The 14,728-nt window shown below is 66.3% G+C and carries 13 protein-coding genes and 1 tRNA gene; 3 read left to right on the forward strand and 11 right to left on the reverse strand.

Annotated features, from left to right (window positions below):
• The first annotated feature begins 3 nt into the window (after positions 1 to 3).
• Positions 4 to 207: a hypothetical protein gene (locus ACFCQI_RS17305; RefSeq protein ID WP_395118700.1), complete on the forward strand. Its 204-nt coding sequence runs from the start codon at positions 4 to 6 to the stop codon at positions 205 to 207.
• Here ACFCQI_RS17305 and ACFCQI_RS17310 read toward each other — a convergent pair.
• Both ACFCQI_RS17310 and ACFCQI_RS17315 read right to left on the reverse strand, forming a co-directional pair.
• Complete coding sequence (locus ACFCQI_RS17310; protein ID WP_395118702.1) at positions 183 to 1,550, reverse strand: amidohydrolase family protein; 1,368 nt, start codon at positions 1,548 to 1,550, stop codon at positions 183 to 185. The genes ACFCQI_RS17305 and ACFCQI_RS17310 overlap by 25 nt on opposite strands.
• On the reverse strand, positions 1,547 to 2,971 hold the full coding sequence (locus tag ACFCQI_RS17315) for an amidohydrolase (protein WP_395121395.1): 1,425 nt from the start codon (positions 2,969 to 2,971) through the stop codon (positions 1,547 to 1,549). The genes ACFCQI_RS17310 and ACFCQI_RS17315 overlap by 4 nt, the downstream gene beginning before the upstream one ends.
• Before the next feature lie 456 nt (positions 2,972 to 3,427).
• On the opposite strand from ACFCQI_RS17315, the gene ACFCQI_RS17320 reads away from it, so the two are divergent.
• Positions 3,428 to 3,775 (forward strand): hypothetical protein, encoded by a 348-nt coding sequence (locus ACFCQI_RS17320; RefSeq protein ID WP_136257027.1) that lies wholly within the window; start codon positions 3,428 to 3,430, stop codon positions 3,773 to 3,775.
• 27 nt (positions 3,776 to 3,802) lie between these two features.
• Here the strand turns inward: ACFCQI_RS17320 and ACFCQI_RS17325 are convergent, their stop codons facing one another.
• From ACFCQI_RS17325 to ACFCQI_RS17365, 9 genes are all read right to left on the reverse strand, one after another.
• Positions 3,803 to 5,032: an ISL3 family transposase gene (locus tag ACFCQI_RS17325; RefSeq protein ID WP_395118704.1), complete on the reverse strand. Its 1,230-nt coding sequence runs from the start codon at positions 5,030 to 5,032 to the stop codon at positions 3,803 to 3,805.
• Between the two features lie 124 nt (positions 5,033 to 5,156).
• Entirely contained in the window at positions 5,157 to 5,651 is a 495-nt protein-coding gene (locus tag ACFCQI_RS17330; RefSeq protein ID WP_395118706.1) for a hypothetical protein, read from the reverse strand.
• 491 nt (positions 5,652 to 6,142) lie between these two features.
• Positions 6,143 to 6,784: an adenylate/guanylate cyclase domain-containing protein gene (locus ACFCQI_RS17335; protein WP_395118708.1), complete on the reverse strand. Its 642-nt coding sequence runs from the start codon at positions 6,782 to 6,784 to the stop codon at positions 6,143 to 6,145.
• Between the two features lie 162 nt (positions 6,785 to 6,946).
• Positions 6,947 to 7,411 carry a Pycsar system effector family protein gene (locus ACFCQI_RS17340; protein WP_395118710.1) on the reverse strand — a complete coding sequence of 155 codons (465 nt, stop codon included), beginning with the start codon at positions 7,409 to 7,411 and terminating at the stop codon, positions 6,947 to 6,949.
• A 69-nt stretch (positions 7,412 to 7,480) separates the two neighbouring features.
• Positions 7,481 to 7,570 (reverse strand) — tRNA-Ser (locus ACFCQI_RS17345).
• 49 nt (positions 7,571 to 7,619) lie between these two features.
• Positions 7,620 to 8,003, reverse strand: a complete 384-nt coding sequence (locus ACFCQI_RS17350; protein WP_395118712.1) for an LrgA — start codon at positions 8,001 to 8,003, stop codon at positions 7,620 to 7,622.
• A complete protein-coding gene (serS, locus tag ACFCQI_RS17355; RefSeq protein ID WP_395118714.1) occupies positions 8,000 to 9,280 on the reverse strand; it encodes a serine--tRNA ligase in 1,281 nt (426 codons plus the stop codon). The genes ACFCQI_RS17350 and serS overlap by 4 nt, the downstream gene beginning before the upstream one ends.
• Before the next feature lie 167 nt (positions 9,281 to 9,447).
• Positions 9,448 to 10,032 carry a hypothetical protein gene (locus tag ACFCQI_RS17360; RefSeq protein WP_395118716.1) on the reverse strand — a complete coding sequence of 195 codons (585 nt, stop codon included), beginning with the start codon at positions 10,030 to 10,032 and terminating at the stop codon, positions 9,448 to 9,450.
• Between the two features lie 113 nt (positions 10,033 to 10,145).
• Entirely contained in the window at positions 10,146 to 11,483 is a 1,338-nt protein-coding gene (locus ACFCQI_RS17365) for a replication-associated recombination protein A (RefSeq protein WP_395118718.1), read from the reverse strand.
• Between the two features lie 259 nt (positions 11,484 to 11,742).
• On the opposite strand from ACFCQI_RS17365, the gene ACFCQI_RS17370 reads away from it, so the two are divergent.
• The gene (locus tag ACFCQI_RS17370; protein ID WP_395118720.1) at positions 11,743 to 14,724 is read left to right on the forward strand and encodes a diguanylate cyclase; all 2,982 of its coding nucleotides are present in this window, start codon (positions 11,743 to 11,745) and stop codon (positions 14,722 to 14,724) included.
• Positions 14,725 to 14,728: the final 4 nt, after the last annotated feature.

The following is a 14,728-nucleotide window of genomic DNA, read 5'->3' on the forward strand; positions in this document are numbered from 1 at the left end:
GGCATGTCGAAGGAGTCGACCCGTGCCACCGGCTACTGGAACAGCACCGCCATCCAGGTTGCCGGAGCAGCGGCAGATGCACTCGCCACGCGCATGGCGATATGGGGAAGAGCCGGCGGACAGTGCCTGGCCTGCGACGACCGGCTCCTTCGCCTGCAGGCGAAGGAGCACGCGGCACATGCCTACGGCGCCGTCGGCATGATGTAACCCGGCGGCAAGGCGTGCTTCTCCCGCATCGCCTGCATGTAGCGGTCGCGCAGCATCGTCTGGCGGCTGACCATGGGAATCTTGCGGCCGGCGATGAATACCTGGTCGGCGAAGCTGGACAGTTCCAGCGGGTCGCCGCTCCAGATCACCACGTCGGCCAGCTTGCCCTGCTCCAGCGTGCCCACGTCCTGGTCCATGCCGTAGATCCGCGCCGGGTTCAGCATCAGCGCCTTCAGCGCGTCGAGCCACGGCAGGCCGTTGGCCACCGCATTGCCGGCAGCCTGGGTGACATTGCGCGCGTTGTGGGTGTCGCCGGTGGCGAAGGCGATCATCACGCCGGCTTTCTGCAGACGCGCGGCGTTTTCCAGGGTCGAGCCCAGCGTCTCGAAATGTGCCGGCAGGTCTTCCAGCGGATTGAGCAGCACCGGCACGTGGGCGGCGGCGAGTTCGTCGGCGACCATCCAGGCTTCGGCGCCGCCGGAGACGATCAGCTTCAGCTTGAAGTCGCCGGCCAGCCGCAACGCCGCCTCGATGTCGCTGGCACGCTCGACGTGGAGCACCAGCGGCTCCTTGCCCGCCAGCACCGGGCCCAGCGCCTCCAGGTCCAGCCGCGTCAGCGCGTACGTGCGGCGCTGGTTGCTGGCATAGGCGCTGGTGTTGTCGGCGTAGTCCTTCGCATCCTGCAGCGCCTCGCGCAGGGCCAGCATGGCGGCCGCGCGCGAGCCGCCGGCCTGGGCGGCGCCGGTCTCGCCCAGCGCGGCGAACATCGCTGCCGCATCGCGATGGATGAAGCCTTCGGTGGAACCCAGGTCGATGATGGCGCCACGGCCGGCGATGATGTGCTTGTCGCCGTTGGTGGGCGACACCATCGCGCGGGTGACGCCGGCGATCCGGTTGACCGGGATCAGCATCGAGCGCGGGTTGATCGCGTCGGCCACGTCGAACGCGGCGCTGAAACGCGAGTCGCCGGCCGAGGCGTCGCGGGTTTCCTTCACCGCGCCCACCTCGACGATGCCGAACTGGCTTTGCGGGTCGAAGATGCCGGGCGTGACGATCTTGCCGGTGGCGTCGATGCGCTCGGCATCGGCGGGAATCTCGACGTTGGCGCCCACCGCGGCGATCCTGCCGTTCTTGACCAGAACCGTGCCGTGCTCGATCTTGCCGGCGGCACCCAGCGTGTACACGGTGCCGCCGGTGATGGCGTAGGTCTTGCCATCGCCGGCAGCGTTGCCATTCGCAGGCGCCGCGGAACTGGCCGCCGCGGTATCGGCATGGCGGTCCGAACGGTCGGCCGGGCTGCAGGCGACGCAGAGCATCGCCAGGATCATGGCCAGGTATTTCATCGTGCGCCCTCCCCTGCGGCGGCATCGGTGGCATGCGGGTCGATGAAGCTGCCCAGCATGAAATCGGAGGTCGATTGCCGCTGCGGTTCGTCGCGCTCGTACACCACGGCGCCGTCGAGGAACACCTTCTCGGTGCGCGCGTAGACGCTGAACGGGTCGGCGCTCCAGATCACCACGTCGGCATCCTTGCCCGGTTCCAGCGAGCCGATGCGGTCGGCCAGGCCCAGTGCCTTCGCCGGGTTGAGCGTCATCCACATCATCGCGTGCTCCTTGCTGATGTCGAGCCCGGCACGCCGCCCTGCTGCCAGCGCCTTGGCCACTTCCTGGTTGAGGCGCTGGATGCCGTTCTCGTCGTCCGAGTGGATCATCGCGCAGGCACCGCCGGCATCGACCATCGCGATGTTGGCGCGGATGCCGTCCCACGCTTCCATCTTGAAGCCCCACCAGTCGGCCCACATCGCCGCGCAGGTGTCGGCCTTGGCCAGCAGGTGCGGGATCTTGTACGCCTCGACGGCATGGTGGAATGCGGCGATCTTGAAATCGAACTCCTGCGCCACGTCGAGCAAGGCGGCCATCTCGTCGGCGCGGTAGCAATGCATCTGTACGCGGATCTTGCCGCCGAGCACTTCGGCCAGAGTCTCCTTGCCCAGATCGCGCTTGGGCGGCGGGCCGGCCTCCGTGGCGCCCTTGGCCTTGACCTTGGCCTCCCACGCCTTCCACTCGCGGTCGTAGGCCTGCGCGTCGGCGAACGCCTGCCGGTAACCGGCGACGTCGCCCATCAACGTCGACGGAAACTGGTGGCGGCTGCCGTAGACCCGCATCGGATTCTCGCCGCAGGCCATCTTCAGGCCATACGGCGCATCCGGAAACTTCATCCCCTGCACGGTGGTGGCCGGCACGTTCTTCAACACCACGCTGCGCCCGCCGATCAGGTTGCCGGAACCGGGCAGGATCTCCAGCGTGGTCACGCCGCCGGCACGCGCGGTGTTGAAGCCCGGGTCCTGCGGCCACACCGAATGCTCGGCCATCACCTGCGGCGTGGTCGGATTGGTCATCTCGTTGCCGTTGGCGGTGGCCTCCACCGCGGGCGACGGATACACGCCGAGATGCGAATGCACGTCGATCAGCCCGGGCGTGACGAACTTGCCCTTGGCGTCGATCACCACGGCGTCGGCTGGCGCCTCGACCTGCTTGCCGATCGCCGCGACCTTGCCGTCACGCAGCAGTACCGCGCCGTCGTCGATGCGCTCGCCGGTGCCGGTGTAGATCGTCGCGTGCTGGATCAGCGTGGTCTGCGCCGGCAGCGGCTGGTAGGTGGACGGGAAGGCGTCCGGCGGGAATTCGGTGGGTTGCGGTGTCGCGGCCTGCGCGACCGCCCCGACGGATACCCCCAGCCATGCGGCAAGCATCGCCGCGCGCATACATGACGATTTCATCTTCGCTCCCAAGTCGGCCCCAATGCCACGCCAGCCCTGGCTGCGATGCGCGGCGCGTCCGTTGCCGCCAACGGCGAACCGTACATGGACGGGGCGGAAAAGTCTTGCTTGCTGGGACGAGGGCCGATGAGCCGGCTTCGAGCGTTGTTTGGGTGGCAGAAGGTGTACGCCCTGTCAGGATTTGGAACTCAAGTCGGCGCGGCTCAACCCCCTCCGTACCGCTTCCGATGCGCACCGCTCGGCACGACAAGCATGGTGGCCGGCGCCGGAGGGGGCGCGCGTGGCACTCAAGAACATAAGTTGTCCGGATACCGTTTCTGGCAACCCGCGACTGCGTCAACGCGTGGCCCCGAGCGGCGTTCTCCTTCCGGCATGCCGCCGTTCGTCCGGCGCCACATGGCAGTACCCAACCGCCGGCCTCCCACACTGAAGGACACCGTCATGAACCACGCTTCGATGATCCGTCTCGGTCTGCTCAGCCTGATCGCCTGCACCGCGTTCGCCAGCGCCAGCGCGATGGCCGCCGACACCACCGTCCCTGGTCACCCCCGCGTCAACGAGGTCAACCAGCGCATCGACAACCAGCAGGCGCGCATCGCGAAAGGCGTCGCCAACGGCACCATCACGCCGAAGCAGGCAGCCAACGACCAGCGCCGCGCCGCCAACATCGCCCAGCGCGAAAGCGCCGCCGAAGCAAAGCACAACGGCCACCTGACCAAGGGCGAAACCCGCCGCCTCAACCGCGCGGAAAACCGCAACAGCCGCGCCATCCACCGCCAGCGCCACTGAGCGCCAGAAAAAAAGGTCCTTCCGGCTTTAGCGTGGGTAAACATCGAGGCCGCCGCAGAAGAAGTAGGCGGCGGTCTTGAAGTGTTCGGGGTTGCGGTAACCGCAGGCCCGGCGCTTGATGGCCATGAGCTTGCTGTTGATGCCTTCGGCGACGGCGTTGGTGATGCGTAGGCGACAGTAGGTGACTATGTTGTCCAGACGCCGCTTGAGCATGTGGGCAACTTGCCGGATGGGCTCCAGGCGGCTGTGCGTGGCCCAGTGGAACCAGTGTTTGAAGTAACGGCGTGCCCATGCCTCACGCCGGTAGGACCACAGGTGGCGCAAGGCCTCCTTGATCGCCCAGGCACGAGCCACCTTGAGGTTCTGCCCCATCAGGTCACGCAGTTGATGCCGTCGCTGCTGGGGCAGGTTTTCCCGGCTGTAGAGCCACAGGTATTTGGTTCGCGCCAAGGTGTTGTCCCCGGTCGCGCGCAGGGCCCGATGCTCTGCCTTGCGTACCGCATCCACGGCTTGCCCCATGTGCTGCATGATGTGGAAGCGATCGAAGACGATCTTGTCGGTGGCCGCGGGGACATGCGACACGGTGGCCTGGAAATAGGGATCCCACATGTCCATGGCCACCGCCTGGATGTGCTCACACTGCTCCGGCGTCAGGGTCTCGTAGAACTCTGCCAGCGATCCACGCGTGCGCTCATCTGCCATGTACTCGATGGTGGAACGATCCACGTCACTGACAATGGTCGTGTACGAATGGCCTTTGCGGAACGCCTTTTCATCCACGCCGATCCGACGCAGCGACAGCGGCCCCTTGCGCGACTGACCACGGCGCACCGCTCGCTCCATGACGCCGAACACCTCGTCCCAGGACAGATGCAGCAGCCGGCAGGTGCCACTGACCGTGGCGCACTGCTGCAGCACGTCGATGATCCAGCGCTCCATCAGCAACGTGAAGCGAGAGCGTGGCTCGGCCCAAGGCACCGCGACCTGCACCACGCCGTGATCCGGGCAGCGAACACGAGGCACCCGTGCCTTGAGGATCGTCTGCAGCTGGCAGGTATCCAAGTGGCGCCAAGCGCGCGCCGGCGCATGGTCATGGACCGGCAGTTCCTGGTCGCACTTGGGGCAACGCCAGCGACATCCCTCCGGATGATCCACCTCTACCTCAACCCGATTCCCTGGTAGATCCAGATGAACATCCGCTACTCGCCAGGGTGCTGATAGACCAAGGATCTGCCGGTATAGCTCTACATCGCGCATTGGACGGGCTCCGCTCACCGCTCCCGCCCATCCTCCTATCCCCAGCTACCCACGGGAATCCCGGAAGGACCGAAAAAAAAGAGGTCCCGCTTGCGGGGCCTCTTCCACTTCAGGAAATGACGAATCAGGCCGGCAGCGGCTCGCTCGACGCCGGGTCATTGGCCGGTGCGGAATTGCGCGGGCCGCGGGCGAAGCGGGCGGCCAGCGCCTTGCGCGCCTCGTCCAGTCCCTGCCCCTTGCCGGCCACCTTCAGTACCGCGTAACCCTCCAGCGCATTGGTCATCAGGTCGCTGCCCACCGCCATCTCGGTGTCGACGCCGCGCTGGTGCAGCTTGCCCAGCCGCACCAGGCGCGGGCGCAACGCATCCAGCGTGGCGATGTCGCGCTGGTAACCCGCTAGGTCGAAATTGCGCGGCAGCACCCCGGGGTTGTCGCTGAACACGTGACCGGCCTGCCGGCAGAACGCCTCGGACTTGTCGCCCATCTTGGTCAGCTGATGCCGCTGATCCGGCGTCAGCGCGATCAGCGAGGCAAAGCCCGTCTCCAGTGCAGCCAGGGCATTGTCGATGGCCGCCAGCACTTCGGCATTCAGGTCGATATCGATCAGGTTCTGAGGCATGTTCACTCCATTGATGGGGTTGCAGACAAGCCGGTCCGTTGGCCGGCGCCGCAGCGTAACGCGCCACCTGCCCGCTACCCACACGTCAGCCGTAGGCTCAAAAGGCGATGCTGCGTAGGCGCATGACTCGCGCGACTGCGCGGGCAAGCCCTCGCCCCTGCCGGCGATCCCGCGCGAGCGCGGGGAAAAGCCCGGTTCCACCGGGAAAGAGCCGGGAGCCGGCCCCGCAGAGTCGGGCGCGGCCGGAAAAGAGCCGCGCGCCGAGGGAAAAGAGCCAAGCGTGGCTCTGTCGAGTGCCGCGTTCCGCTGGGAAAGAGTCGCGCTCCGGTGAAAGAGAGCCGGGTTCCGATGAAAAAAAGCCGTGCGAGGCACTGTGGAGTGTCGAGCGCGGCTCTCCCTGCCCCGCGCTCGGCATGGAAAGCGTGACGGTTGGCACTGCAAGGAGTTGGGCGTGGCGCTTTGAGACCGAAGCTGTCCCTGACACCTTTTCCTCATATCCGCCTGCGCAATGCGTTACCCAGCAAAGTGGCGAAGGGGTCATCAGTGACTCCATCGTATCGCCAGCAGCGATATGGCGCGTTAGCATTTCCACCGTAATGCCAATTCCAGTCTTGTGGCGTCACGTCCGCGAACAAATACAGCTTATCTGGCGGCGCGGCATTCCGAATTGAATCACCACACCAAATTTCATTTGTTCCCGACAATCCTTGAAGCTTGCATGCACGATTAGCAGCCGGTCCAACCGCCGTCAATGAGCTTCGCTCATGTCCAGAACTGCCAGTAGGTAGGCCGATCCGTGCCAACAGTAGCGGCCCCATATCCATTCCGATGCGAGCATCTATCGGAGCAATGCCCTGCTCACCCAATACGGGACTTACCAAATCATGCAACACATAGAACATTTCAGAAGCCACGTTTATCGCATTCTTTGCCGTTTCTTGGTCGTTAGTTTCAACACCAAGAATCGCCATCAATCCATCGCCAGTATTTTTCTCAACATACGCGCCGTACCGATACATAACACGCATCATTGCTGGTATTACGCAGTTCAAGATGAACAGCGTTCGTTTCAAGGTGTTCGGGTCATCGGATGACGTAAGCTGTGTAAATCCTCGAATGTCAAAGAAGATCACGCAAGCCGTGACCTTCCTACCAGAACCAATAGTGATATTGTCAACCGTTGGCGTCGCTCGGCCAGTGGCGACCGCATCTAGCAAGCGTAGAAGTCGAGGGACTTTGTCTCGAATTTCCGAACGATGTGCGGCAGCCATAAGCCGATTCAGCGGAGCAACCATCTACCGAACCCCGAAAGCAATGGACAGACACAAGCACGCAAGAGCAAGCACCCATATCGTTCGTTGAACCATTGTGTTCTTTCTCAAGAGAACTTGGCTGACAAAATAATTCTGTCTTGCGTACTCCCGCCCAACAGCATCCCCATCAAGCTGACGAAGTGACTTCCAATACGACTCCGCTGAATCGAATGAACGGATATCTGCCCAGAAGATATGTCCGTTTCCCAAGTGCGGGGTACGCGGATAAAGCACCGCTCCCGCCAACACAGCAGATAGCCCGGCGAGGATCGTACCTATAAGCCACAAGATGGGTTCAGCGTTGTTCACTTCGGAACTTAGGGCCAAGCCCACAAGCACAAGTGACCCCGCGGCGAGCGTCGCCGCTTTTCCATCGGCCACAAGGACGTAGTGATTCAGATAGTCATTGATGTCTTTGCCGAGGCCATCATCGCCTTGCTTGTTCATACATTCCCCATTGCCGATTGTCTTCACAAGCTTCAAGAACGGGGCAAGGTTCACTTAACCCCCTGAGGATGGCGGAGAGAGTGGGATTCGAACCCACGGTAGTGTTACCACTACGGCAGTTTTCAAGACTGCTGCCTTAAACCGCTCGGCCATCTCTCCATGGAAATTTGCATGGCAGCCTTGCGCTGCCCACGACGCGGCGAGTCTATCAGGAACCCTGCGGCGGGCGACCGTTGCCGCCCTTCTTCGAAAGCGCGACCAGACAGCCGACCAAGATCGCCACCGGAATCAGCGCGCCGAGCAGCGGAACCAGCAACACTGGTTCGCGCACGACCATCGGCACCAGTTGGGTGGCGCTGGCGAAGGCGATGATGGCGAGGCGCCGGCGGCGGCTGTGGCGGGCGAACCAGAAGCTGGCGAGGACGAGCGCCAGCGCGACCATCGAGAGATCGAGGTCCACGGTGGGCAGGTGCCAGACGCCGTCGAAGCCGAGGCGGGTGGCGATCACGCCGGCCAGCACCAGCAGCAGGAAGAAGCTGGTGTAGAACTCCACCCTGCCCCAGTTGCCGCGTGCGGGCGCCGGCGTGTTCATGCGATGCGGTCGAGCCCAGCCATGTACGGGCGCAGTGCTTCGGGGATGGTGATCGAGCCGTCGTCGTTCTGGTTGTTTTCCATCACGGCGATCAGGGTGCGGCCGATGGCGAGGCCGGAGCCGTTGAGCGTGTGCACCAGTTCGGGCTTGCCGGTTTCCGGGTTGCGCACGCGGGCCTGCAGGCGGCGGGCCTGGAAGTCCACGCAGTTGGAGCAGCTGGAGATTTCGCGGTAGGTCTGCTGGCTGGGCAGCCACACTTCCAGGTCGTAGGTCTTGGCCGCGCCGAAGCCCATGTCGCCGGTGCACAACAGCATCTTGCGGTATGGCAGGCCAAGCTTCTGCAGCACGGTTTCGGCGTGGCCGACCATCTCCTCCAGCTGCGCGCGGGACTGGTCGGCGCGGGCGATGTGCACCATTTCCACTTTCTCGAACTGGTGCTGGCGGATCATGCCGCGGGTGTCGCGGCCGTAGCTGCCGGCTTCGGCGCGGAAGCACAGCGTGTGCGCGGTCATGCGCAGCGGCAGCGCGTCGGCGTCCTGGATGGTGTCGCGCACCAGGTTGGTCAGCGAGACTTCGGCGGTGGGGATCAGGTAACGCTTGGTCTCGCCGACTTCGGTGGCGAACAGGTCTTCCTCGAACTTCGGCAGCTGGCCGGTGCCCTGCATGGTGTCGGCGTTGACGATCACCGGCACGTTGCATTCCAGATAGCCGTGCTCGCCGGTGTGCAGGTCGAGCATGAACTGGCCGAGCGCGCGGTGCAGATGCGCGAGCTGGCCGCGCAGCACGGTGAAGCGCGCGCCGGAGAGCTTGGCGCCGGCGTCACCGTCGAGCCAGCCGTGGCGCTCGCCCAGTTCGACGTGGTCCTTCACCGCGAACGCGAACTCGCGTGGCGTGCCCCAGCGGCTGACTTCGACGTTGTCCTTTTCGTCCTTGCCCAGCGGTACTGAGGCATCCGGAATGTTGGGGATGCCCAGCGCGATCTCGGCAAGTTTCGCCTGCACGTCGCCGAGGGCCTGCTCGTTGGCCTTGAGCTTGTCGCCGATGCCGGCGACTTCGGCCATCAGCGGTGCCACGTCCTCGCCTTTCGCCTTGGCCTGGCCGATCGCCCTGGAGCGGGTGTTGCGCAGGTTCTGCAGCTCCTGGGTCTCCATCGCCAACTGCTTGCGTGAACTCTCCAGCGCCTCGACGGCGGCCACGTCCAGCATGTAGCCGCGTGTTTCGGCGAGGCGTGCGGCGGTTTCGGCGAGATGCGAACGCAGCAGGGCGGGATCGAGCATGAGCGAGGTCCAGGTAACGGCTTGAACCGCGAATTATCGCTGCGCGTGGCCGGTGGCCGCAATGAATGCGGCCACGTCCCTGCTTTTGGTGGCCCTTCGACTTCCTCGCTCCTCAAAGCCGCGGCCATCCCTGGCCGCACCCCGCGTGCGGCGCTACGCGCCTACGCTCAGGGGGAACGGTTCGACGAGCGCTCGCCGCGACCCAGCCACCACGCCATCGCGGCGCCGGCGAGCAGCCAGCCGATCAGTTGCTCGGCCAGGGCGGCGAGCGTGAAATCGAGCGGAAAGCGGTACCAGTTCCAGTACGGGAGCATGCTGCTGAGCCAGGCAAACACGGCCGCCGCCGCCGCGATCGCCACGCGCCGGCGGAAGCCCACCACGGCCAGCCCCATGACGAAGGCCAGCGCCAGCGATGCCAGCGTGTCGGAGGCCCATTGCCGCCCGATCTGCGGACCCATCTGCATCATGTCGGTGCCGCGCGGCTGGTACACCACCCAGGCGTAGGGCGAGCGCACGGCCTTGATCGAATAGGCACGCACCACGGCGGCGTCGCCCGTCTGCTTGGGATCGAGCGAGGGCAGCAGGTACACGCCCGGTCGGTCGCCCAACCCTTCCTGCAGCCCGCTCAGCGCCACGTTCTCGTTGAGCGGCTGGTTGATGCCGACGCTGCCCAGCCCCAGCGCCATGTGCGCGGCCACGCCCCAGAAAAACATCACGATGCCGCCGATCAGACCCGCCACCAGTACGCGCATGGTTCATCCCTCCCCGGTTGATGAGCCGAATCTAGGCCGGGGAGCGTGGTGGCGGCAAGGGGGTCTGCAGCGACGGCTTGCCGTGAGGGAGAGCATCGCCCGCGAGCGGGCCCCTACGGGTTGCGGGCTTTTTCGCGGGCGGCGCGCAGGGCCAGCAGTTTTTCGCGCAGTTGCAGTTCCAGGCCGCGTTCGACCGGTTCGTAGAACACCGTGCCGACCAGCGCGTCGGGCAGGCACTGCTGGTCCAGCGCGATGCCGCCCTCGGCGTCGTGGTCGTACTGGTAGCCCTTGCCGTAGCCGAGGCCTTTCATCAATTTCGTCGGCGCGTTGCGCAGGTGCATCGGCACGTCCAGCGTGCCGCCGTTGCGCACCGCGTCGCGGGCCTTGTTGTAGGCCATGTAGGCGGCGTTGCTCTTGGGCGAGATGGCCAGCCAGATCGCCAGCTGGGCCAGGCCCAGTTCGCCTTCGGGGCTGCCCAGGTGCTCGTAGGTATCCCACGCATCGAGCGCCATGCGCCAGGCGCGCGGCTCGGCCAGGCCGACGTCTTCCACCGCCATGCGGGTCATGCGCCGGGCCAGGTACAGCGGGTCGACGCCGCCGTCGAGCATGCGGCACAGCCAGTACACCGCCGCGTCGGGATCGGACGAACGCACGGATTTGTGCAGCGCCGAGATCTGGTCGTAGAACTGCTCGCCCTGCTTGTCGAAGCGGCGCGTGCGGTCGGCCAGCACCTGGGTCAATGTGGTTTCGTCGATACGCCCGTCGTCGGCCAGCTCGGCGGCGATTTCCAGCAGGGTCAGCGCGCGGCGCACGTCGCCGTCGGCGGCCTGGGCGATCGAATCCAGCGATTCGTCGGACACCTGCAATTGCAGTTCGCCGAGGCCGCGCTCGCCGTCGGCCAGCGCACGCTTCAGCGCGGCAATGATGTCGTCGATGGAAACCGGTTCCAGCACGTGCACGCGGCAGCGCGACAGCAGCGCGGAGTTCAGCTCGAACGAGGGGTTCTCGGTGGTGGCGCCGATGAAGATGATCACGCCGCGCTCGATGTGCGGCAGGAAGGCATCCTGCTGGGTCTTGTTGAAGCGGTGCACCTCGTCGACGAACAGCACGGTGCGCCGGCCCTGCGCGAAATTCACCTCGGCCTCGGCCAGCGCCTTGCGCACGTCCGGCAGGCCGGACAGCACGGCCGAGATCGCGCGGAAATCCGCGTCGGCGTAACGCGCCACCAGCAGCGCCAGCGTGGTCTTGCCGCAGCCGGGCGGTCCCCACAGCACCATCGAGTGGATCTTGCCGGCCTCCAGCGCACGGCGCAGCGCCTTGTCCGGACCGACCAGCCGCTGCTGGCCGACGATTTCATCGAGGCTGCGCGGGCGCATGCGTTCGGCCAAGGGCTTGAGCGCGTCGGGCTCGGCGAACAGGCCGGGGCCGGCCGGGGCAACGGGGGGAGTCATGCGCCGATGATAAGGCATGCACCCGCGGCACCCGCCTGCCGAAACGCAGTGCATGCCGGTATCATGGACCTTGCCTTGTCGAGCCGACTCGGCGGCATGCGCCGGGGGACGGCCAGAACGTGATCGTGCGGGGAGCCATTGGCGGTATGGGAGAAACCGGGCGCATCGAGCTGCCGGGCGTGACGTCGTGCGACCACGGGTGGCCTGGGTGAAGCCGAGGCGCCTGCGACGCCCATGGTTGGGCCTGTTGGGAGCGCTGTTGCTGTTGCTCCGGGCCGGTGCGGGCATCGCTACTCCGGTCGATCCGTGGGCGCCGTTCGAATCGCCATGGTTCGACAAGGTATCCAGCGCGGAAGGCTTTCCGTCGACCATCGTCACCGCACTGGCGCAGGATCGCGAGGGCCTGCTGTGGGTAGGCACAATGGTCGGGCTGGCCCGCTACGACGGCTACCGCACCCAGCTGTTCGACATCCGCGGCGAGCCCGTCAAGGGCCTGCCCGACGCCTACGTGCGCTGCCTGCTGGCCCTGCCCGACGGCGGCATGCTGATCGGCACCAACGCCGGCGGCCTGGTGCGCTTCGACCCGGCGACCAACAGCTTCCACACCTATCCCAACGGCCCGGGCGGCGTCTCCGACCGCAAGATCTTCGCCCTCGCCGACGACCACGCCGGCGGTGTGTGGGTGGCCACCGAACAGGGTCTGGACCATCTCGACCTGCGCAGCAACGCGATCCGCCACATCGACACCGGCAGCGAAACCGCGCCGCGCAACTTCAGCGTGATGCAGGATCGCGCGGGCAATCTGTGGCTGGGCAACAACAATGGCCTGTTCGTGCGACGCGCCGGCATCGATCAATTCGAACGCCCACCGCTGCCTGCGGATACCGCGGCGGCCACCGTGCTGGCGAACCAGATCTGGGCGATCGACGAGGACCGCGCCGGCCACCTGTGGGCCGGCAGCGGCCAGGCCGGCGCCGCCTACCGCGACAGCGACGGGCAGTGGCATCCGGTGCCGGGATTCGGCGGCTACCGCAAAGGCACCCAGCACGCCACCGTGCGTGACTTCCAGGAGGCCGTGCCGGGCACGATGTGGATCGCGACCGACGGCAGCGGCGTGCTGGCTTATCGTCCCGGCGATGCGTCGCTGCAACGGATCGAGCACGACCCGGCGGTGGCCTCGTCGCTGCCCGGCGACTCGGTCCGCGCACTGTTGCATGATCGCGCCGGCAATCTGTGGGCAGCCACCGACCTCGGCCTGACCCGCACCTACCTGGGCGACCGCGGCGCGTTCTCGGTGCTGCCCTCGCCGCTGGAATCGAACACGCTCAGCGACACCAGCGTGCGCGGCGTCTACGTGGACAGCCGCGGGCTGATCTGGATCGGCCTGAGCGCCGGCCGCATCGACGTGATCGACCTGCACGCCGGGCAGATGCGCCACCTGCGGCTCGGCGGCACGCAGACGCTGCGCGACGTGCAGTCCTTTGCCGAAGTGGCAGACGGCTCGATCTGGGTGGGCACCCAGGGCCTGGCGAAAGTTGACCCGCACACCTTCGCCATCAGTTCATCCGTGCTGCCCGCGCTGGAAAACGTGCCGGTGCTGAGCCTGCGCCTGGATGGCAGCCACCTGCTCATCGGCACCTACGACGGACTGTTTCGCTACGACACCACCACGCACGTGCTGGACCACGTCCGGCACGACCCGGACGACCCGACCAGCCTGGCCAGCAACACGGTGCGGCAAATCCTCAAGGTCGGCGACGAATGGTGGTACAGCACCTCGCGCGGCATCAGCATAGCCGGCGACAGCGGGGCCAGCGATGGCTTCCGCAACCTCGGCCACCGCGAGGGCGATCCGGCCACCCTGCCCGGCGATTCGGTGAGTGCGGCGACGCTGGACCCGCAGGGACACGTGTGGGTGAGCACCTCGGGCGGCCTGGCCGAAAGCATCGGCAAGGACCCGTGGCGTTTCTCCAGCATCGGCGTGGCCGAAGGCCTGCTCAGCGACAAGGTCACCAGCGCGCTCAGCGACGACCGGGGCCACATCTGGGCCGCCACTTCCAGCGGGATCGCGCGCATCGACGCGCGCAGCCACGCGGTGCGCAACCTGGGCTCTCGCGACGGCCTGCACATCCGCAGCTACCACTATGCCGACACCGCCGCCTACGCGCCCGACGGCTCGCTGCTGTTCGGTGGCCTGGGCGGCCTGACGGTGATCCGCCCGGCCATCCAGGTCGACGACGACGACGACGTCCCGCTGGCGATCACCCGTGCCGTGGTCGGCACGGTGGCGCTGCCGTTCGGCAAACTGCCGCATGACGGCGACACGATCACGCTCGACCAGCGCAACCGCAACCTGCGCGTGGACTTCTCCCTGCTCGATTACCGCTCTCCCGGCGAAACCTCGTACAGCTACCGCATGACCGGCCTGGACGACGGCTGGGTCGACATCCCGGCCGGCGCCAAGCCCGGCGCGAACTACACCAACCTCGCGCACGGCGACTACGTGCTGTATCTGCGCGCAAGCACGCAAGGCATGTATCCGCGCACGGTCGAAAGCCGCCTGCTGGTGACGGTCGCCCCGCGCTGGTACGAGACCTGGTACAGCAAGCTGGCGGCGGTCGCGCTGCTGATCGGCCTGGTGGTGCTGCTGGTGCATCTGCGCACGCTCTACCTGCGCCGGCAGGCGCTGCAGCTGCAGCGGCAGATCAACGAACACACGCGCGACCTGCGCGCCGCCAACCAGCGCCTGGACGAACTGGCCAGCACTGACGGGCTCACCGGCATCTACAACCGGCGCCGACTCCTGGAGCTGGCGCGGCTGGAATGCGAACGATCGCGGGAGCACTCGATCTGCATCGCGCTGTTCGACCTGGACCGCTTCAAGCTGATCAACGACACCCACGGCCACCTCGCCGGCGACACCGTGATCCGCGGCGCGGTGGAGGTGATCCAGCGCCATTGCCGCCAGCGCGACCTGCTCGGCCGCTATGGCGGCGAGGAGTTCGTGCTGTGCCTGCCCGACACCAGCGTGGCCCGGGCCAGCGAGATCGCCGAGCGCATCTGCGCCGCCATGGCCGGTACCGCCGTGTCCTACCAGGACCGGCCGATCCATGTCACGGTGAGCATCGGCGTCACCGCCCTGCACCCCGGCGAATCGATCGAGCAATGGCTGTCGCGCGCCGACAAGGCGCTGTACGAGGCCAAGCGCAATGGGCGCAACCGCTATGCGGTGGCCAGCTGAATCG

Source organism: Rhodanobacter sp. FW102-FHT14D06, assembly GCF_043950705.1.
Lineage (GTDB): Bacteria > Pseudomonadota > Gammaproteobacteria > Xanthomonadales > Rhodanobacteraceae > Rhodanobacter.